The sequence below is a fragment of the Paucibacter sp. Y2R2-4 genome, from assembly GCF_025717535.1.
Classification (GTDB): Bacteria; Pseudomonadota; Gammaproteobacteria; order Burkholderiales; family Burkholderiaceae_C; genus Paucibacter_A.
Genome location: NZ_JAJIRO010000003.1, coordinates 129,743 through 148,696 on the forward strand (window position 1 = coordinate 129,743; position 18,954 = coordinate 148,696).

General features: G+C 61.1%; 21 protein-coding genes. 11 read left to right on the forward strand and 10 right to left on the reverse strand.

Translation table 11 applies throughout. The features are described 5' to 3' along the window. Window positions 1-2 precede the first annotated feature (2 nt). From LNV06_RS11765 to LNV06_RS11775, 3 genes are all read right to left on the reverse strand, one after another. Entirely contained in the window at window positions 3-1,586 is a 1,584-nt protein-coding gene (locus tag LNV06_RS11765; protein ID WP_263538477.1) for a thioredoxin family protein, read from the reverse strand. Between the two features lie 527 nt (window positions 1,587-2,113). Continuing rightward, a complete protein-coding gene (locus LNV06_RS11770; RefSeq protein WP_263538478.1) occupies window positions 2,114-2,629 on the reverse strand; it encodes a hypothetical protein in 516 nt (171 codons plus the stop codon). Between the two features lie 10 nt (window positions 2,630-2,639). Beyond that, entirely contained in the window at window positions 2,640-3,749 is a 1,110-nt protein-coding gene (locus tag LNV06_RS11775; protein ID WP_263538479.1) for a hypothetical protein, read from the reverse strand. A 291-nt stretch (window positions 3,750-4,040) separates the two neighbouring features. Here LNV06_RS11775 and LNV06_RS11780 point away from each other — a divergent pair, with 291 nt between their 5' ends. The 10 genes from LNV06_RS11780 (at window position 4,041) to LNV06_RS11825 (ending at window position 10,595) form a co-directional block, all read left to right on the forward strand. Then, complete coding sequence (locus LNV06_RS11780; RefSeq protein ID WP_263538480.1) at window positions 4,041-4,319, forward strand: alpha/beta hydrolase family protein; 279 nt, start codon at window positions 4,041-4,043, stop codon at window positions 4,317-4,319. 406 nt (window positions 4,320-4,725) lie between these two features. Beyond that, complete coding sequence (locus LNV06_RS11785; protein WP_263538481.1) at window positions 4,726-5,247, forward strand: Lcl C-terminal domain-containing protein; 522 nt, start codon at window positions 4,726-4,728, stop codon at window positions 5,245-5,247. 201 nt (window positions 5,248-5,448) lie between these two features. Next, window positions 5,449-5,679, forward strand: coding sequence for a transposase (locus LNV06_RS11790; protein WP_263538482.1), 231 nt, complete (start codon window positions 5,449-5,451; stop codon window positions 5,677-5,679). A gap of 330 nt (window positions 5,680-6,009) precedes the next feature. After that, the gene (locus LNV06_RS11795; RefSeq protein ID WP_263538483.1) at window positions 6,010-6,561 is read left to right on the forward strand and encodes a GNAT family N-acetyltransferase; all 552 of its coding nucleotides are present in this window, start codon (window positions 6,010-6,012) and stop codon (window positions 6,559-6,561) included. Window positions 6,562-6,628: 67 nt separating this feature from the next. Further along, window positions 6,629-7,060, forward strand: coding sequence for a DUF4019 domain-containing protein (locus tag LNV06_RS11800; protein WP_263538484.1), 432 nt, complete (start codon window positions 6,629-6,631; stop codon window positions 7,058-7,060). A 283-nt stretch (window positions 7,061-7,343) separates the two neighbouring features. Further along, complete coding sequence (locus tag LNV06_RS11805; RefSeq protein ID WP_263538485.1) at window positions 7,344-8,087, forward strand: alpha/beta family hydrolase; 744 nt, start codon at window positions 7,344-7,346, stop codon at window positions 8,085-8,087. 153 nt (window positions 8,088-8,240) lie between these two features. Further along, on the forward strand, window positions 8,241-8,792 hold the full coding sequence (locus LNV06_RS11810) for a GNAT family N-acetyltransferase (protein ID WP_263538486.1): 552 nt from the start codon (window positions 8,241-8,243) through the stop codon (window positions 8,790-8,792). A 71-nt stretch (window positions 8,793-8,863) separates the two neighbouring features. After that, on the forward strand, window positions 8,864-9,739 hold the full coding sequence (locus tag LNV06_RS11815; RefSeq protein ID WP_263538487.1) for a tetratricopeptide repeat protein: 876 nt from the start codon (window positions 8,864-8,866) through the stop codon (window positions 9,737-9,739). A gap of 71 nt (window positions 9,740-9,810) precedes the next feature. Beyond that, on the forward strand, window positions 9,811-10,197 hold the full coding sequence (locus tag LNV06_RS11820) for a VOC family protein (RefSeq protein WP_263538488.1): 387 nt from the start codon (window positions 9,811-9,813) through the stop codon (window positions 10,195-10,197). 17 nt (window positions 10,198-10,214) lie between these two features. Further along, window positions 10,215-10,595: a GFA family protein gene (locus tag LNV06_RS11825; protein WP_263538489.1), complete on the forward strand. Its 381-nt coding sequence runs from the start codon at window positions 10,215-10,217 to the stop codon at window positions 10,593-10,595. 20 nt (window positions 10,596-10,615) lie between these two features. Here the strand turns inward: LNV06_RS11825 and fabI are convergent, their stop codons facing one another. The 7 genes from fabI to LNV06_RS11860 all read right to left on the reverse strand — a co-directional run bounded on the left by fabI (window position 10,616) and on the right by LNV06_RS11860 (window position 17,596). Further along, the gene (fabI, locus tag LNV06_RS11830; RefSeq protein WP_263538490.1) at window positions 10,616-11,404 is read right to left on the reverse strand and encodes an enoyl-ACP reductase FabI; all 789 of its coding nucleotides are present in this window, start codon (window positions 11,402-11,404) and stop codon (window positions 10,616-10,618) included. Beyond that, a complete protein-coding gene (locus tag LNV06_RS11835) occupies window positions 11,401-12,690 on the reverse strand; it encodes an acetate/propionate family kinase (protein ID WP_263538491.1) in 1,290 nt (429 codons plus the stop codon). Before LNV06_RS11835 ends, fabI begins: the two co-directional genes overlap by 4 nt. Next, window positions 12,687-13,643, reverse strand: a complete 957-nt coding sequence (locus LNV06_RS11840; protein WP_263538492.1) for a phosphate acetyltransferase — start codon at window positions 13,641-13,643, stop codon at window positions 12,687-12,689. Before LNV06_RS11840 ends, LNV06_RS11835 begins: the two co-directional genes overlap by 4 nt. Further along, complete coding sequence (locus LNV06_RS11845; RefSeq protein WP_263538493.1) at window positions 13,640-16,036, reverse strand: DUF3141 domain-containing protein; 2,397 nt, start codon at window positions 16,034-16,036, stop codon at window positions 13,640-13,642. Before LNV06_RS11845 ends, LNV06_RS11840 begins: the two co-directional genes overlap by 4 nt. A 134-nt stretch (window positions 16,037-16,170) precedes the next feature. After that, complete coding sequence (locus tag LNV06_RS11850; RefSeq protein WP_263538494.1) at window positions 16,171-16,566, reverse strand: nuclear transport factor 2 family protein; 396 nt, start codon at window positions 16,564-16,566, stop codon at window positions 16,171-16,173. A gap of 6 nt (window positions 16,567-16,572) precedes the next feature. Continuing rightward, window positions 16,573-17,208 carry a class I SAM-dependent methyltransferase gene (locus tag LNV06_RS11855; protein ID WP_263538495.1) on the reverse strand — a complete coding sequence of 212 codons (636 nt, stop codon included), beginning with the start codon at window positions 17,206-17,208 and terminating at the stop codon, window positions 16,573-16,575. Between the two features lie 19 nt (window positions 17,209-17,227). Continuing rightward, complete coding sequence (locus LNV06_RS11860) at window positions 17,228-17,596, reverse strand: HPF/RaiA family ribosome-associated protein (protein WP_263538496.1); 369 nt, start codon at window positions 17,594-17,596, stop codon at window positions 17,228-17,230. Window positions 17,597-17,955: 359 nt separating this feature from the next. Here LNV06_RS11860 and LNV06_RS11865 point away from each other — a divergent pair, with 359 nt between their 5' ends. Continuing rightward, window positions 17,956-18,729, forward strand: a complete 774-nt coding sequence (locus LNV06_RS11865; RefSeq protein ID WP_263538497.1) for a hypothetical protein — start codon at window positions 17,956-17,958, stop codon at window positions 18,727-18,729. Window positions 18,730-18,954 lie beyond the last annotated feature (225 nt).

The following is an 18,954-nucleotide window of genomic DNA, read 5'->3' on the forward strand; positions in this document are numbered from 1 at the left end:
GATTAGGCCTTCTTGCCCGGCGCCTTCAGCAAGCCTTCGCAAGTGGCGCGCTGCTTGTCGGCGGTGTCCACCTTGCTGCAGATGCCGTCCAGCTGCGTCTTCAGGCGAGCGATGGAGGCGTCATGCTTGCCATCGGCGTTCCACTTCTGCAGCGAGCTGCCCACGCGTTGGAGCGAACGGGCACTGCGCTCGTAGAAGCTGCCCTTGTCTTGCGCGGCTTCGCTGAACAGTTGGGCGGCGGTCTTCTCGATGCGGGCGGCGTCTTGCGGTGCCAGCTCGGTCAGCGCGGCCACATAGCCCGAACCCCATTGCAAGCGCGTGGCCGGGCCTTCGCTCTTGTTGAAGCTGTCTTCGTACCAGCGCAGAGCCTCGTCCTTGCGGCCTTGCTTCTTGGCGTTGCCGCCCAGCTGGCTCATCAGGTAGTAGGGCGAGTGGCTCTTGGCCAAGCTGCTTTTCAGCAGCTCGTCGCTGTCCTTCCACTGGCCGGCTTGGCCCAGCCAATGTGCGGCCGAGCTGATGACGGCTTGGCGCTCGTAGCCATCGGTGATCTCGCGGTCAGCCTTGGCGGCAGCGTCTTTCACTTCCTTGACCAGGGCTGGGTTCAGCTTAGGCGCCAGCTCGGTCTTGGCCACGTCCAAACGCGCCAGATCAACGCGGGCACCCAGGGCACCCAAACGGTCGGCGCGCGACAAGCTGGCGTCCGCCTCCAAGCGCTTCAGCGCCACTTCAAACGCTGCAATCAGCTTGCTGCGTGCTGCGCCGGCTTCAGGCGTTAGGGTCTTGACGATATCGCCAGCGCCATTCGTCAACACATCCATCTGCGCCCGCGACTCGGCCGGGCTGGCCAGCACCTGGTGCACCAGCTCGTTCAGCTTGGCGTCCACCTTCAAGCCGCCCTTGCCATCGTTATTGGCGGCCACTGCCTTGAGCCACAAGCGAGTGGTGGTTTCGGCATCCACGCCTTGCGAAGCGCCGGCCAGCTGCGAGAGCAGGGCGGGCAACTCGGCGGCGGGCACCAGCTGCGACTCACCGGTTTCCCAGGAGTAGAAGCCCAGCAAGCGCCATTCATTGGCGCTCAGCTTCTTGCCGGCCTTGGCGTCGGCCAAGACATCGCCCACCGGGCGGCCACCGGCCAGGCCCAGTTGCAGCACCTTGATGACTTGCGGCGCATCGATCTCGCCCGGCAGGCGGGTGATCTCGCGGCCATCGGCGCTGAACAAAATCATGGTCGGGTAGCCGCGCACCTTGAAGCGGGTGCCCAGCTTTTGCGCGCCGGGCGAGTCGCCGTCGATATGCACCGGCACGATGGCCTGGGTTTGCTCGATGAAGTCTTGGCGGTTGAATAGCGTGGCCTTCAATTGATTGCAAGGCGGGCACCACTTAGCGCCCCAGTAGAGCAGCACCGGCTTCTTCTCGGCCTTGGCCTGGGCAAAAGCTTTATCGATATCCGCATCGGCGCTGGCCGCCTGCCAAGCCACGCTGGCCGTGGCGCTGGCTGCAAACGCCGCGTGCGGCAGGCCCATAGAAAGAGCGGCAGCCAAGCTCAAGGTGGCAATGGTGAAAGCAGTGCGGTTCGGTTTCTTCATGGTGAGCGTCGTTCCGGTCTCGGTTCAGCCCGAGTGAGGCTGAATTTCAAAAAATGGCGGTGCCGCATTGTGCGGCCAAGTCAAAGGCGGCGATATGAGGAAGATAACTGAGCTTATGACTTGGGCTCGGGGTCTTTGATTCGGTGCGAACTGACCGGGCTTGGCTGTGGGAGGGGGAGAGCATTCAAGAGTTGCGCTCGATTCCGCTTGATGGTTTGCGGAAGTAAGTTTGGATCTGACTTGTATTCCGTATTGTTCTGCAAATCAAACCGGCATCACATTTGAAATAGTAAGTATCCTCGCCAAATGTGTTGTCCTCTCTTTTAATCCACCCCCATATTCAACAATAATGAACTTGCTTCGCCGCAGAAATTTGTGCCCGGTGGTGCTCTAAAATCTACCAATGCAGTTAATTTGGTTTTTCCGGCAAAGACAAAGGGTTCGCAGGTGGCTAAACAGGCTTGATTGCAGCAGGTTACCAATCAAAGTGCCAATGCTGGATGAAATAGCTTGCTCAGATAAGTAATTTATATATCTACCTCTGCCTTCCGATCTTGACGTTTGCGATGCAGATCATTAATGAATATGACATTGGCAAGAATAACGCTTCCTACAGCCTCTAGTTGAATAATCGTACAAAGTCCAACGAAGGCCAATGCCGCGCTCTTGATTGCTAATCGGTGTTCAAAGTATATGCCAGTCTTCCATAGTACTACCTTGAAAAAAATAACCAGTGATAATCCGACTGCTACTGCGGCTGACATTAATACTGCAGCAACAATTTTCTCCAGTCTTCTAGTTTCCGAGAGCGTTTCGCTAAAGTCGGCGGTTTCAATTTTTTCTGGATTTACTAGTCGACTCAGGGCATTAGGATAAAGGAAGGCAATCCATATTCCCATTATGGTAAAGACCATCCCAGCAATTTGAATTAATAGTCCAATAAAATCTTTTAGATCATCGTATTTATATTCTATTTTTAATGTATGGGCGGCGCCCACCATTGTGGAGTAAAAACCTAGGTAGATGAGTGTTCTTACTAACATGCTGGCCTCGTTAAGCACTCTTCTTTAAGGGCGTACTTTGGCCTACGGACTTCGCAACTTGACTTACCCCTGGCTTCTTCGCAGCTGTTAGGCCTTTGAGCAAACGGGCTCTATTCTTCGAGAGACGCTCATGAAGCTCGGCTGCTGCGAAGACTTTAGTGCTTTCTTGGTTCATGTTGATTTGTTCATGTAAGCGATAGCGGTCAGCCCAGACCATCGCACCGTCTTCAGTCTGAAATCCGACGTTGTCCCATTCGCTGCGTTTGCGATTTTCTTTGGCGAATTTCTCAATAATCCGTTTCAGTTCAACGACCGTGGGTTTCGCCTCAGCCCGAATTTCGATTTGTCGAGTTTTTGTTTGAGGTTTAGGGTTTAAATATTCGATGTGGTCAAACAGCTTGAGCCAACGAGCGCGCTCGTCCTTAGGCTTGTCCAATCGAATGGTCTCCCGATGAATAATTCCGACTACCCGCGAGGCGAGTGCGGCCAATTCGGAGGAGGCTGTATCTATCGCAATAAGCTTGGCTGAGAAACGGTAAGAAAACCGCCCTAGCAGTGCACTGATCTTGTCGGTGTAAGAAAAGCGAACTTGACCGGATTCGGTTCTCTCTTTGCGCTTAGTAGGATGGTCAATCTTGTTTGTCATCACCCGCAACATCCACTCTTGCATCAAGTTGGAATCACAAACTGAATGGTCAAATTTGATTGATGCGACGATATTTTGATTGGGGATGAACCAGTAATAGCAGGGGCGCCCCCAAATCACCTTATTTCCCTGGTAGTTGTTTGTGTATTCAACAACTGTGCCTTTTCCTGCAGGTTGGTCTTCTGGTGCCCCCAGAAGAGAACCAGCCGCATCAGTATCCGATTTCCATAGGACGAATAGGTATTCGCCACTTTCTTCATCGTGATACAAATCCCTGCAGTAGCACTTGGAAAGCCCAGTTTTTGTTTGGTCTGGTGCCCACGGTAGTGTGTCAGTGAGTGGCTTTCCATGAAACCACTTCGCTACCAATGACAATGTCTCTACGAGCTTTAGGTCGTGAGGCTTGTCGCTACCTTGTTTATAGAGTCCGCATTCGTTGATGGAGAAGAAATTGATATGTCCCGTAACAATCATTCGAAAATCCCGTCCCTGAGAGTTGTATCCATAGCTTACAGCAGACTCAGGCTCAGGGGAAACTCGGGGGGCGGAAACTCCGGGGAAACTCCGGGGGTCAGGTCTTTAATAGTTAGCACACTTTTTGAAGAGTTCACTCGTTCGGCTCGATTGGCGAAATAACACCCAACCCCAACTGGTTCCATGCATCGGTAACCCAATGGTCATGAACCTGGGGGGCAAGGCACCTACAGTTGCGAGCTCAAGATCTGAGCTTCTGTCCGACATACGCTAGCAACTCCGCAGCTTCATATGCATCCCCAAACCCTGCTCACATGTGCTGCCCTCTTGCTTTTTGCAGCAAGCGGCGCGCTGGCGCAAGCCACGGTCGTGCAACGCACGGACGGCACGCAGATTTCAGCCCTGATGGATCTCCCTGCGGGCGCAGCAAAGGTGCCTGCCCTGGTGTTGGCGCCGGGTCAGGGTTACCACATGAGCTTGCCGGCCATGGAGGCAACGGCCCGAGCGCTCAGCGAGCGCGGCGTTGCGGTGTTCCGCTTCAACTGCGGGGGCTGGAGGGTCAGGCCTTAAATCTGAAGCCCCCGATGGGCCACAAAGCAATTGACCAGGATCCACGAAGACTTGAAATTCAAGGCCTGACCCCGCGCTTCTTGTGACCCCGCGCTTCTTGATTTTCATGACTTTGTCGGTCGCCTAATCCCGATCACCGATTGGCGGCACGCGGGGGGGGGGCAAATGGGTGAGCCCATCGAATGGGCTCGCCGCCCTGAAGCAGCCGCCCACCTAGGCTGGCGCATCGCGCGCTGCGGGTCTTGCCAGGACGCACTTGTCGGATTTTTTTACAGCTGCTCTGGGTGCGCAACGCCGATTCAAGACTAAGTCATTGAATTTCAATGGCATTTAGGCACGCTGAAGGGTGGTGCGAAAATTGCTTGTTGGGCGGGTGATTGTTTGATCAACCGAAGGAGCAAAGAGGATGAGGGCTTTGAAAATTTGGGCAGCCGCGGCCGCCATCGTGGCGCTGACCGGCACGGCGCAAGCCGCGCTGGTCAACCTGGCCAACGGCACGGTCAAGGACACCAACACCAACCTGATCTGGTTGGCGGACTGGAACGTCAACGGCGCGGCGGACTGGGGCTCGCAGAGGGCCTGGGCCGAAGGTTTTAGTTTCGCCGGCAGCACCGACTGGCGGCTGCCCGAGATCAGCGAGTACGCAGCACTCTTCACCGCCTACGGTAATTTGCGGGCGGAGGCGAATTTCAGGAATGTGCAGTACGACCACTACTGGTCCGGTACGGAGGTCGCCCCGGGTCTCGTCGCGTTTGAGTTCCACCCCGATTACGGTATGCAGAACACCATGTTCCAGATCAGCGAGCGCTATGCCGTGGCTGTGCGCCCCGACGATTTGACCGCCTCTGTGCCGGAGCCACAGTCGCTGGCGTTGGCGTTGTTGGCGTTGGGCGCGACGCTGGTGGCTCGCAGAAGGCGTTCACATTGAGGCTTTGACGCTTTGAGCCCTTTGACCCTTTCGAGGGTTTAGGGGTGGTAGCCCCTGAACCGCACGATTTTTTCTGATGGTCGGTCATGGCCCGCCACGAACACCTGCCCGTCTACAAGGCGGCGCTGGACATTGACCTGCACCCCTCCAGCCGTACCATGCAAAAGTGGTAGGGGTCCGCTTTTCAGGAGAATCGCGGACATGAGAAGGAGCAAGTTCACCGAGGAACAAATCATTGGGTTCCTCAAGCAGGCCGAGGCCGGCATGGCGGTGGCTGAGATCTGCCGTAAGGGCGGCTTCTCGGATGCCACGTTCTACAAGTGGCGCGCCAAGTTTGGGCTAGAGGGTCAGGCCTTAAATCTGAAGCCCCCAATGGGCCACAAAGCAATTGACCAGGATCCACGAAGACTTGAAATTCAAGGCCAGCGCTAGAGGGTCAGGCCTTAAATCTGAAGTCCCCAATCGGTCACAAGGCAATTGACTAGGATCCGCGAAGACTTGAAATTCAAAGCCCGCCCTCGCGCTTCCCCAATGCTGATCCTCGCGGTTCGGCGCGGCAACATCGTGCAACCGCCCTGGAAGCCAAAGATCGATCGTCCAAAGTTGTAGACATAATGAGTCATTCCAGCGCATGCGGCACCCAAGAGCTTGAGCAAACTCGAGCGGGTACAACGGCGTCGCTCTACCGGCCTTGTGCCTGCAGCCTACGGTATCGCAGGAGTCGGGGCGCCCGGCGTCACGAAGTCATTTTTCCTAGCCCTGATGTTGATCCGCACTGCCATTCCCTCTGACGTGGAGGCCATCGCCCGCGTCCACGTCGCGACTTGGAAGCAAGCGTACAGCCACATTCTTCCAGCCGAATTCCTCGCCAAGCTCCCTGTCGAGAAGAGGCGATCCATGTGGGCCAAATCAGTTGCCGAAGATCTCCCGCATGTCCTTGTCGCCGAGCTCGACGGGGAGGTCGTTGGCTTTTCGGCCATCGGTCCATGCCGTGATGAAGGATCTAGTTCTTCAGACTTTGAGATTTGGGCCATTTATTTGAGCCCATCGCATTGGTCACTTGGCTTAGGTCGAGAGCTATGGGAAGCATCGCGCACCGTTGCGGCGAATCGTGGCGCATCAAGCGTCAGTCTCTGGGTGTTCGCAGACAACGAGCGCGCAATCAGGTTCTATCAAAAGGCGGGTTTCACGGTCGACAATGGCTCTCGCAAGACTTTTGAGTTTGGGGGCATTCAACTTCAAGAGGTTCGCTGTGTTCGACGACTTGATGGCGAGCCTGCAATCGAGAGGCCTTGCCCCGGCAAACCGGGTTAAGCCTCTCATCTCAAACGTCAGTTGCGTCGAATTCCTAACGCAAGCTGTCTAACCCCACGAGCTCTATATGAAACTTTTTGCACTTGTTGCCTTCGTCGTCAGCGTCTTCATTGGCACATCAGCCCAAGCCCAAGGCCAAGCTCAAGAAAGCGAGGCGATTGCCAAAGCCAAAACCGCCGCCATCGAGTGGCTTTCGTTGACGGACTCGGCGAACTACGGGGCGAGTTGGGATAGCGCGGCAGGTCTATTCAAGGCGGCCGTCAGCAAAGCCAGCTGGGAGGCCGCAGTTCAAGGTGTCCGAGCCCCACTGGGTGCGATCAAGTTGAGGACATTGAAGTCAACTCAGTTCACCCGATCTCTGCCGGGCGCTCCAGACGGTGAGTATGTGATCGTTCAGTTCGAAACCCAGTTTGAGAACAAGGCCAGTGCACTTGAGACCGTGACGCCACTCAAGGACAAGGACGGGACCTGGCGTGTCTCGGGCTACTTCATCAAGTAGTGCGGGCTTGGGGTTAGGCCGTTGATGCGAACCCGCAAAATCCGGGGCTTGGTCGCAAGTGTCAAGCACACCGTTTGAAGATGTCACTCGTTCGACTCGAGTAGCGACTCAACACTTAAAACTCGATCCCGCTCGTTCCACGAACCGGTAACCCAATGGTCATGAACCTGGGGGTCAAGGCACCTACAGTTGCGAGCTCAAGATCTGAGCTTCTGTTCGACATTCGCTAGCAACTCCGCAGCTCCATATGCATCCCCAAACCCTGCTCACATTTGCTGCCCTTTTGCTTTCTGCAGCAAGCGGCGCGCTGGCTCAAGCCACGGTCGTGCATCGCACGGACGGCACTCAGATTTCAGCCATGGTGGATCTCCCTGCGGGCACTGCGAAGGTGCCTGCCCTGGTGTTGGCGCCGGGTCAGGGTTACCACATGAGCTTGCCGGCCATGGAGGCAACGGCCCGAGCGCTCAGCGAGCGCGGCGTTGCGGTATTCCGCTTCAACTGGACCTACTTTACGGCGGAACCCAAAGGCCAACCCTCGCCAGATTTGGCGCTTGAGCTGCAAGACCTGCAGGCCGTGCTTGCGGCCGCACGGGCTCATCCGCGTGTGGACTCACAGAACATCACGGTGGGCGGTAAGTCGCTGGGCTCTGTCGTGGCGTGGCGCGCTTTTACGGCTGATCAGAAGCTGCGAAGCGCCTTGCTGCTGACGCCCATCTGTAGCCGTGTACAGAAGGGTGAAACCACGCCAATGCCGGAAGGTCGAGAGAACTATCCTGGCCTGGAGTCTGAGCGTCGTCCGTCCTTGTGGATCGTGGGCGACGCGGACCCTCTGTGTGATTCGGTCGCGCTCTACGCCTTGGCTGCCGGCGGGCAAAAGGCCCTGCGCGTGGCCGTTGTGGGCGGCGACCACAGCTTCGAGAACCGCGCACTGGCCGCTGGCGACGCAGACGCGTTTCGCGCTGGCAATCTGCGTGCTGCATCGGCGCTCGCCGCTGGTTTCGTCGACCCGGTCAGTCGTCCTCGATAGCCAGTCGCCGAGCACAAAAACCATTTCAGGCCGGAGTCAGGCGTTCGAGACGCAGCCTTGCTGCAGGGCAGGGCAGGGCGCGGTCGGGGACAATAGTGCCCCCCGCGTAGGCCGTGGCGGCGCAGCAGCGCCGCTGGCCTGATTGATTTGTTGTTGTTCTTGCTTCTTGTGTCCCTGTCCCGTTTGATCCGCCCCATGCAGCCCGCCGATCTGGCCGAAGTGCTGCGCATCCAAGCCGCTTGCTTCACCGAACTGGTGCCCGAGTCCGAGGCCTCGCTGGCGGCCAAGCTGCGTGCCGCGCCAGAGCACTGCTGGGTGGCGGCGGCGAGCGTCGAGCCGGCCAGCCCTTTGGCGGCCTATCTTTTCGCGCTGCCTTGGCAGGCCGAATCCCCGCCGCTGCTGGATGCGCCGGACTGCAGCCTACCCGCGCAACCCGACTGCCTGTATCTGCATGACCTTTCGGTCGATCCGCAAGCGAGGGGCCGTGGGCTGGCGCAGGCCTTGGTGCAGCGATTCTTGGATCGCTTGGAAGCCAGCGGCCTGGACCGCGCCTGCCTGATTGCGGTGCAGAATTCGTCCGACTTTTGGGGGCGCTGGGGTTTCCAGCCCTCGCCGTTGGCGGCCTCACTGTCTGAGAAGCTGAGCAGTTATGGGCCTGATGTGGCCTATCTGGAGCGCCTCGCGCCAGTGCCTCAGGCCGTTTGAGGCGGCTGTTAGCCCACCTCCCCCCAAGACGATGTCTTGCCCGCAGATGGGGCAGGCCTTAAATTGCGGCCATGCGCCATTTGATCCTCGCCACCCTGCTGACCGGCCTTGCGGCCCCGCAGGCCCAAGCCATCGACCTCGCCCCCTTGTGGGACTTCTCTCGGCCCGAGCTCAGCGAGCAGCGTTTCCGCGCTGCGCTGGAGACGGCCAGTGCTGAGGATGCCTTCATCCTGCGCACCCAGATCGCCCGCACCTTGGGGCTGAGAAAAGACTTTGACGGGGCTCGCAAGCTCCTGCGCGATTTGGAACCGGGCCTGGCCTCGGTCGGCCCCGAAGCTCAGGTTCGCTTTCATTTGGAACTGGGGCGGAGCTTTGCCTCGGCGGCGCACCCGGCTGCGCTGGTGACGGCGGATGCCAAGGCGCAGGCCCGGCAGGAGATTCAGCGCGCGCTGGACTTGGCGCGTGCGGCCCAGTTGGATGGCCTGGCGATTGATGCGATTCATATGTTCGCCTTCATCGACACCGCGCCCGCCGATCAGCTGAAGTGGGGCGAGGCGGCCTTGGCCTTGGTCGAGTCTTCCACGCAGCCGCAGGCCCAGCGCTGGGAGGCGTCGATTCGGAACAATGTGGGTTACGCCTTGCACCAAATGGGCCGCTATGAGGAGGCCTTGGTCCAGTTTCAGAAGGCGCTTTTGATTCGAGAACGCGGGACAAATGCCGAGGCCACGCATGCCGCGCGTTGGATGGTGGCGCGGACGCTGCGCTACCTGGGCCGAGATGATGAAGCGCTGCAGATGCAGCTGGCACTTGAGAAGTCAGCAGAGGCTGCCGCTAAGCCCGATCGCTTTGTGTTCGAGGAGTTGGAGGCGCTCTACCGCAAGGCGGGCGATCTCGCCCGGGCCGAGCACTATGCGCAGCGTTATGCCGCCGTACTCAATCCCCAGTGACCCCAGGGCACAGAACAGGGCATTGAACCTATAGTCGCCTTGCTTTCAACACCCGAGCCGAGGTCACTCCGATGAAGCGCGTCACAGGTATTGGTGGAATCTTCTTCAAGGCCAAAGATCCCAAGGCCATGCATGCTTGGTACAAGCGCCATCTGGGCATTGATGTGCAGGACTGGGGCGGCGCGGCCTTCACTTGGGCCGATGCGGAGGGCAAGCCAAGCGCCGGGACGACCATCTGGTCTGTGGGCCCTGTGGACGGCGATCAGTTCGCGCCGAGCAGCGCGCCCTTCATGATCAATTACCGGGTCGCCGACGTGGTGGCATTGAGGGCGGTTCTGAAAGAAGAGGGCTGCCAGGTGCTCGACAAGTTCGACGACAGCGAATATGGCAAGTTCGCCTGGGTGATCGACCCGGAAGGCAATAGGGTCGAGTTGTGGGAACCGCCCCCTGGCCAATGAGCGAGGCAGCAACGATCATGTCTACTTCATCAGACTCCTCACTTCAGGGCACTTGCCACTGCGGCGCGGTGCGCCTCACCTTGCCGTCAAAGCCCGAGAAGAGCTTGCGCTGCAACTGCTCGATCTGCCGCAGGCTGGGCGCGCAATGGGCCTATTTTGAGTTCGGTAGCGTGCTCGTCGAGGGCCACCCGGAGAACACGATGGATTATGTGCACGGCGACAAAACGCTGCGCACCCTTCGCTGCAAGACCTGCGGCGTGGTCACGCATTGGGAGCCGCTGGATGGGCAAGCCGGAAGCAGACACGGGGTCAATCTGAATAACTTTGATCCCGAGTGGGTGCAGACCGTGCCGGTGCGCCGCTTTGATGGCGCGGACAGCTGGACTTACCTCGACTAGGCGGACCTTGTCCTCGGGCTTCAGCCCATGATGTTGGCCCCACCGTCCACATAGACCGTGTTGCCCGACAGGTGGCGCGCATAGGGCGTAGCCATATAGGCGCAGGTGTAGCCCACGTCCATGATGTCGACCAACTCGCCCAGCGGCGTGCGGGCTTCAGTCTCGTGCAGCAGGGCGTCGAAGTCTTTCAAGCCAGAGGCGGCGCGGGTTTTCAGCGGGCCGGGCGAGATGGCATGCACCCGTATGCCTTGGTGGCCCAGCTCATAGGCCAGGTAGCGGCAGCTGGCTTCCAGCGCGGCTTTCACCGGGCCCATCACGTTGTAGTTGGGCACGACTTTGTTGGCGCCGTAGTAGCTCATGGCGAACATGGAGCCGCCATTCGCCATCAGCGGCACGGCCAGGCGGGCCATGCGGACGAAGGAGTGGCAAGACACATCCATGGCTTTGCCAAAGCCCTCGGCCGAGCAGTTCAGCAGCCCGCCTTGTAGATCGTCTTTGGGAGCGAAAGCGATGGAGTGCACCAGGATGTCCAGCTGACCCCAGCGCTGGGTGATCTGCTCGAACACGGCTTCGAGCTGGCCTGGCTGGCTCACATCCAGGGGCAGCAGCAAAGCGGCTTCAATGCTCTGTGCCAAGGGCTCCACATGCGGCTTGGCCTTCTCGTTCAGATAGGTCAGGGCCACTTCGGCGCCCAGTTCCTGGAAGGCTTTGGCGCAGCCCCAGGCAATCGAGGCTTCATTGGCCACGCCCACGACCAGGGCCTTTTTGCCCAGCAGGGGCTGGTGCTTGTTGTGCTCGCTCGCGCTCATTCGGACTCCTGCGGATGTTGGAGCAAGTCCAGGGTGTGGCTTGCGATCATCAGTTCTTCATTGGTGGGGATGACCCAGGCGGCGCAGCGGCTGCCCAGGCGGCTGATCAAGGGGCCGCCGCTTTCATTGGCCAGGCTGTCCAGCTCCACGCCCAGCCAGGCGGCGTGCTTGCAGATGGCCTCGCGGATCTTGACGCTGTGCTCGCCAATGCCGGCGGTGAAGACGATGGCATCCAGCCCGCCCAGGGCAGCGGCCAGCGACCCTAACTCGCGACTGATGCGGTAGACGAACAGCTCGATGGCGGCCTGGGCGCGCGGGTCTTCGCTCTCGCTCAAGGCACGCATATCGCTGGAGATGCCGGAGACGCCGAGCAGGCCCGACTCCTTGTAGAGCAGGCGCTCGATGGCGCGGGCGTCCATCTTCAGCTCGTCCATCAGGTAGAGCACCACACCGGGGTCCAGGGTGCCACAGCGGGTGCCCATCATCAGACCGTCCACCGCGGTGAAGCCCATGGAGCTGGCGACACTTTGGCCGGCCTCAATCGCGCACATGCTGGCGCCATTGCCCAAGTGCATCACCACCGTCTTGCCGGTGGCCGCGTGGGCATCAAAAGCCGGCAAGGCGCGGGCGATGTACTCGTAGCTCAGGCCATGAAAGCCGTAGCGGCGCAGGCCCTTGCGGGTGATGCTGGGTGGCAGGGCAAAAGCTTGCGAAACCTCGGGCGCCGTGCGGTGAAAGGCGGTGTCAAAACAAGCCACTTGCGGCAGGCCGGGCAGGCGCTGCTCAATCAGCCGTATCGGCAGCAAATTGTGCGGCTGGTGCAGCGGCGCCAGCGGGCTCAGGGCTTGCAACTCGGCCAGCACCTCGGGCGTGATCAAGACCGGGTTCGCGTACCTGACCCCGCCATGCACCACCCGATGGCCCACGCCGATCAATCGCAGTCCGCCGCCGTTGTGCTCGCGCAGCCATTGGGTCAAGAAATCGATGGCGCCGCTATGCCCCAGCGGGCCGGGCCCAGGCGCGGCCGCAGGCTCGGGCCAGGCCAGCTCGTCCAGCAGATGGCCGTGGCTGTCTTTGACGTGAAAGCGCGCCGCATGGCCCAACTCTTCCAGCACGCCGCTGGCCAATAAATGCAGTTTGCGCGGGGATACACCACGCTCAGCGCTGTTCTCGGCTTCGCTGAGCCGGTAGACGCTGAACTTCAGGCTCGAGGAGCCGGCGTTCAGCACCAGCAGCGCTTCGTGGCTGCTCCCGTGCGGCAGCCTGGGGGCGGGCGTGCTGCTCATGGATTGGGACCGGTGCTGGCCGCCAGCTTCTTGCGGTGCTGGGCCAGCAGCACCGCCACCGCGCAAGAAGCCATGCGCGTAATGGCCGAATCGGCACGGCTGGTCAGGATGATGGGCACGCGCGCGCCCAGCACGATGCCGGCCGCGTCGGCCTCGGCCAGGAAGGACAGGCTTTTGGCCAGCATATTGCCGGCCTCCAGATCGGGCACCACCAAGATGTCGGCCTGGCCGGCCACCGGCCCGCCAATCTTCTTGATGGCGGCGGCCTCGGGGCTGATGGCGTTGTCCAGGGCCAGCGGGCCGTCCAGCACGCCGCCGGTGATCTGGCCGCGATCGGCCATCTTGCACAGGGCCGCGGCCTCCAGTGTCGAGGGCACTTTGGGGTTGACCGTTTCCATCGCCGACAGAATCGCCACCTTGGGGCAGGGGATGCCCAGGGCATGCGCCAGGCCGATGGCGTTTTGCACGATGTCGACCTTGTCTTCCAGCGTCGGCAAGATGTTGATGGCCGCATCGGTGATGAACAGGGCGCTGGCGTGGTGCGGCACGTCCATGATGAAGCAGTGGCTCAGGCGCCGCTCGGTGCGTAAGCCGGTGTCGCGCTTGACCACGGCGGCCATCAACTCGTCGGTGTGCAAGCTGCCTTTCATCAGCAGCTCGGCGCGGCCGGCGCGCACCAGGGCCACGGCGGCTTCGGCGGCGGCGTGACTGAAGGGGGCGTCGACGATCTCATAGGCCGAGATGTCGAGGTCAGCCTCGGCGGCCGCAGCCAGGATGCGATCGCGCGGGCCGACGAAGATGGGCGTGATGATGCCCAGCCGAGCCGCGTCCAGCGCGCCGGTCAGCGAGGCGGCGTCGCAGGGGTGAGCCACGGCGGTCAGCGCTGGCGGCAGGTCTTTGACGGCCGCAACCAGGCGCTCGTACTTTTCGCGTTTCTTTGGGGCCTCGCTCATGGGGCGCTCCTCTTGCTGCTGGGTCGGGCCGTCTTGGCGGGGCTGGTGCGCTTGGCCGCTGGGCGAGCTGCCGGCCGGGCTGGCGTGCGGGGTTTGCTGGGTGCGGCGGTCGCGGCGATGGTGTGCTCTTCGCTCTCTGCGTCGGCAATCACCGGCAGATCCAAGACCTCGGCAATCTCACACAGGCGCTCGGCTCTTTGCTCGCTGAGCGGGCCTTGGGCGCGGGCGATGCGCTTCACCAGGTCGAAAGCGTCCCGTGCAGATTCGGCGTCATGCAGCAGCTTGGGCAGGGCGGCCAAAGCGCGCGGTCGGTCCAGCAAGAGGGCCAGGTGTTGCGTCTTGGCGCTTTGCTTCAGGTCGGCCAGCGTCAGCTTGCTTTGGCCGGCGGCGTGGGCTTCGTGCAGCATTTGCTGAATCATGCGGAAGGGCCGCTCATCCACACCGGCGCCGTCGGAGGCGATGTGGATCAGCATGCGCATGCCGGCATCCAGCGCCGTGCCTTGCTCAATGGCGGCCTCGGCCTGCGCCTGTTTCATGCGCAGCAGTTCTTCATGGGCCCAGCCGGTCTTTTTGTCTCGAACCTTGCTCTGTTGGCTCAGGCTCAGCTCATGCATGCCCACGGCGGCCTTCAGCCAGGGCGAGCGGTAGAGGTTGATGAAGAGCCGCTCTTGCGCCGCATCGCGCAACTCGCGGTACTGGTCCAGGCTGCGCACAATCCATTCGGAAGCGTTTTGCTCGGCGGCCAGGAAGGGGTTGTCCGCGCTCACCGGCTGGCGTTGCTTGCGCACCGTGTCGGCCAGGCTCTTGATCGGCCACACCACCGGATTGGCGTCAGACACCATCCAGCGCTCCATGCGCGCCGGGTTGATGGCGCGGGCCACTTGCGCGCTGGGCTCATTCGCCACCGTCTTCACCAGCGGCGAGAGGAACTTGTCGTAGTTGGCCTGGTTGATCTCGGCGACACGGCGCGCCACTTCGAAGTCTTGCTCGTCTTCACGGCCATCGTCCAGAGCCAAGATGTCGCTGACCTCGCGCGGCTTGAAGACCGAGAGATAGCGCCCGTGGATCAACTCGCTGTGGTCCATCTCGGGGTGGGTGTCTTCAATCACCATCTCGTAGAGGCCTGGCGGCAGCAGGTCGATCAGGTCCAGCGCGCCAGCGATCTCGGTGGTTTCTTTCTTGGCCACGCCGGCCGAGACAAAGATGCCCAAGTGGCCCACGCTTTCGTGCAGGCAGTAGACGATGGTCTGCTCATGGGCGCGGATCTCGTCGGTGTTGTCGTAGAGATCGGCGATCCAGTTCAGCGCCTGCTGTGGCGGGGTGATGTTGTCGCCCCAGGAGGCAAACACCACGATGGGCGAGCGGATCGCGCGCAGGTCGATTTGCAGGCTGCCGTCGGCGGTTTGCACGCCGCCGCGCGAGAGCTTGTTGCCGACGAACAGGTTCTGCACGATCCAGTCCATCTCGGCCTTGTTCATCAGGTAGTGGCCGCCCCACCAGCGTTCAAAGTCCAAGAAACGCTCGCGCTCGGTGTCCACCTTGGCGTAGAGGTTGTAGAGCTTGCTCCAGTAGGTGTTGGCGGGGTTGAGGGTCTCGAAATTGCTGACCAGATGGGCGCCGTCGAACTTGCCATTGCCCAGGTCGCCGGTCAGCGAGGCCAACCAGGAGCCGCCCAGCAGGCCGCCCGAGTAGCGCATCGGGTTCTTGCCCTCGACGCCCGCCCAGTAAGACACCGGCGCGCCGGCCAGCAGAATCGGGCCAACCGACTCGGGCTGAGCGGCCGCAATCAGCATCAAGGCCCAGCCGCCCTGGCAGTTGCCGATCACAAAGGGCTTGCCTTCGGCTTGCGGATGCAAGTCATTGACCTTCTCCAAGAATTGCACCTCGGCGCGCGCCACCGCCTCGATGGTTTGGCCCGGCATGGGCTCGGGGAAGAAGGTGAAGAAATAGCAGGGGTGGCCGGCGCCCAGCGCGATGCCGATCTCGCTATCGGGCTTGAAGCCGCCGATGCCTGGGCCATGACCGGCGCGCGGGTCGATCACCACAAAAGCGCGCTTGTTGGGGTCGCTTGGCCGGTCGGCCGGGGGCTTGATGCGCACCAGCGCGTAATTGGCCGGCAACTCAAATTCGCGGGCGTCCAAGACGGTTTCGAACTCGAACACCAGCACCGGCGGCTTGCCCGATTTGGCATGCTGGGCGTAGACATTGCCGCGCTCGCGCAGCACATCCCAGAACAAGACGGAGCGTTGCGCCGCATCCACCCAATAGTCCATCGCTTGCTGGGCCAAAGGAGTCAGCGGGGCGCCAGCGGCCGCAGCCCCTGCCGATGCGCTCTGTCCCGCCGGCTGAAAGAAGTTCAAAAGGGTGGTCTGAGGCAATTGGAAGGGAAACATGGGCGGCTCTCTTGTCGGGGCCACGCCCCGGTTCAGCAAAGATACTAGAAATGCTGCACCGCAGCAAACCCATGATGTGCCGACTTTGTTTCCTTTGTGTGACGACCCTGGGCCGTTCTGCCCGGGGGCAGCGCTCAAAAGGCTGCGGTGGCCGTGCCCTGGTGAAAAATCATCTGCCAGCCCAGGGCTTCTAGGCGCCAGATTGAGGAGCGCCAGCTGGGGCGACTTAAGTGCCCATCCGGGCTTCGATGGGCGCTGCGGTAAGTCAGCAGCGCGGCGTTGTCGCCCAGCATTTGCAGTGCGAAGTCTTGCGAAACCACCTCGATCGAGGTGTCCGCCGGGTCTTCGGCGGCCAGCAGCTCCAGCATGGCGGCGCGGCTGTAGCTGCGCCCGGAGCGGCCGAACTCGCGGAACTGCGGATGCAGCAGGCGCTCCACGGCGGCCGCGTCGGCGCGGACGGCGGGCTGGTGCAAGAGGCGCTCCAGCGCGATCAATGGGTCCAGCAGCTTGCTGCTGGTGTCGTCTTGCATCACAGCTCAGGACGCCCGGTGCAAGACCATGCCACCCTGGTTCAGCAAGGGCTCGACTTGATTGAAGCCCGCCTCGCGCAAGGCGGCGGCCTGCTCGGCGACGGTCATATAGAGCTGATCATTGCTCATGCCGCCAGGGCCGGCCCAATGGTCGCAAATCCAATAGCTGCCGCCCGGTTTCAGCAAGCTTTTGACTTGGGCGTGCAGCTCGGTGGCATAGCGCTTGTGGCGCAACTCATGCACCGCCTGGTGGGTCAGCACCTGGTCAAAAAGCCCCAGGCCTGCAGTCCAGTCCGGCGCTTTGAAGCTGCGCTCGATGAACTGCACCCGGTCGCTCAGCGGGCCCAGACGCTCGCGCGCCAGGGCATGCATGGCCGGGGAAAAGTCCAGGGCCACATAGCCGAACTCCAAATCTGGCAAGGCTTGCAGCAGATGATTCGCCAGAAATCCCGGGCCTGAGCCTAACTCCAGCACCCGACGGTTCGGCAGGGCAGGCGCCTCGCGCAAGCCTTGGGCGAAGCGAGCAAAGAACAGCGGCCGGTCGGGCCGCTTGGCCAAGGCCGTCTCCGCCCAGGCCTGCGCGTCGGTCAGTTGGCGCAGGTCGATGGGGCTGGGGACGTCGCTGGGGACCTCGTTCAACATGGGATGTCCAGGCTAAGCCTCAAGCGCTGGGCTCGGCATCCAAATCGGCGACCAGGCCGGGCTTGCCGTTGCCACGCGGCTCCTGCTTTTCGAGCGCCGTGGCCAGGGCGCGTTTGAGCTTGCGCATGGCGCCGTCGATGGCCTGGTGGATATTGCCGGCTTCTTCTTTCACGACCAGCGGCTCCATGCCTTTCAGGCGAGCCTCCAGGCTGCACAGCACGGCCTGGTCTGCGGTCTTGGCATGGCCTTTCACGTCCGACAGATGGGCTTCAACACGGGTGATGCGGTCGCCAAAACGATCCAACTGTTCTTTGGCCAAGGCGCTCAGGTGATCGCTGGTCAGTTGAGTGGCGGCGATATGGGTGTCGGAATGAAGAAGAACTTGCATGATGCGGACTTTCCTTTGCTTCAAGTGAATCAGTCGTCCAGCCCCTCCGATGAGGGCTCGCTTTCAGGCTTTCAGGCGCTGCGTCACGGGTCCACCTTAGCAGAGCTTGCGGCGCTCCACCTTGACTTGCACTAAGACCTTTGGCGCTTTCTTTCGCCGCATGCGCTGAAACTGCGGGTCAGCGTTCAGCAGCGCTTGTCTTTCACCTGGAGCCATTCCGGGCAATTCCAAAGGGGCTGCTTCAAGAAACGCTACCCCGGGTATTGAAAGCCGAGACTCTGTCGAGCCTAGCCCTTGCCTGGCCGCGGCGCCACTACAGTGCGGCCCATCATGCATAGCCTCTCGCAGGCGAAAAGACAATGAAGCAAGCAAATTTCAATTCAAACAAGCGTTCCCTGCTGGCGACGGGCGCCGGATTGTTGCTGGCCGCGGCGTGTTTGGGCGGCATGGCCGCTTGCAGCAGCACACCGATGGAGATGCGGCCACCCGCCGGCTTTGAAGGCCAGAGCCTGACGCTGCCGGCTGCCAATCGCAGCCGCGCCACGGGTCTGTTGGTGGATGAGTCTTTTGACCTCGGCGCTTATCGAGTCACCGGCATCGAAGGCAAGAACAGCAGCACGGGCGGCTCGTTCCAGATCGGCGGGCTCAAGGTGGAGAACCGACGCAGTGCCTTCAGCTACCACTTGGTGGGGGGCAATTCCGGTCGCACCGATGTCGCGGCGCAATGCGCCAGCAAGTCGAATGAAACCACGCTGCCGGTCTTCAGCGCCGTCACCTTGCAACGCTACAAAGTCAATTTCAGCTGTGACTGCCGCACTCAGGATGGCCATAGCTCCACCCTGAGCATTGCCAGCGACTCCGGCTGGCAGGGGGCCGCCGGATCGAACCCGGTGCGCCTGAGCATCACGCTGGACGAGGTCGAATATCCCTTGGGCCGTTTTGATGCCAATGGCCGAACCGTGCCTGACGATGAACCCTTTGCTGGCTACCGCGTCGACGGCCCCTCAGGCCCGGTTGCCGCCCTCGGGCTGAGCTATCCCGGCACCGTCTGGTTGCACGAGCGACTACCGGCCGCCAAGCGTGAAGTCATGAGCTGCGCCTTGGCCGGCTTGATGCTGCATCGCGGGCCTTGACTTGGGTCAAGCCCGAGGATCTCGGGCTGTTTCAGAACGGCACAAGCAGGCGATTTGTGCGATTGCCAATGCGGTACTAACCCCGGATTCACCTGCATTCCCCCTGAACCAAGGGGGTCAGCTCTTGCCTCCTCGTCTTACTCTGGTTCCTGAAATCGTGCGTCAAGCGCCTTGCAAGCGATGAGAAGCATTGTTTCGCCGCTGGCGACCCTCCTCAGGGCCACC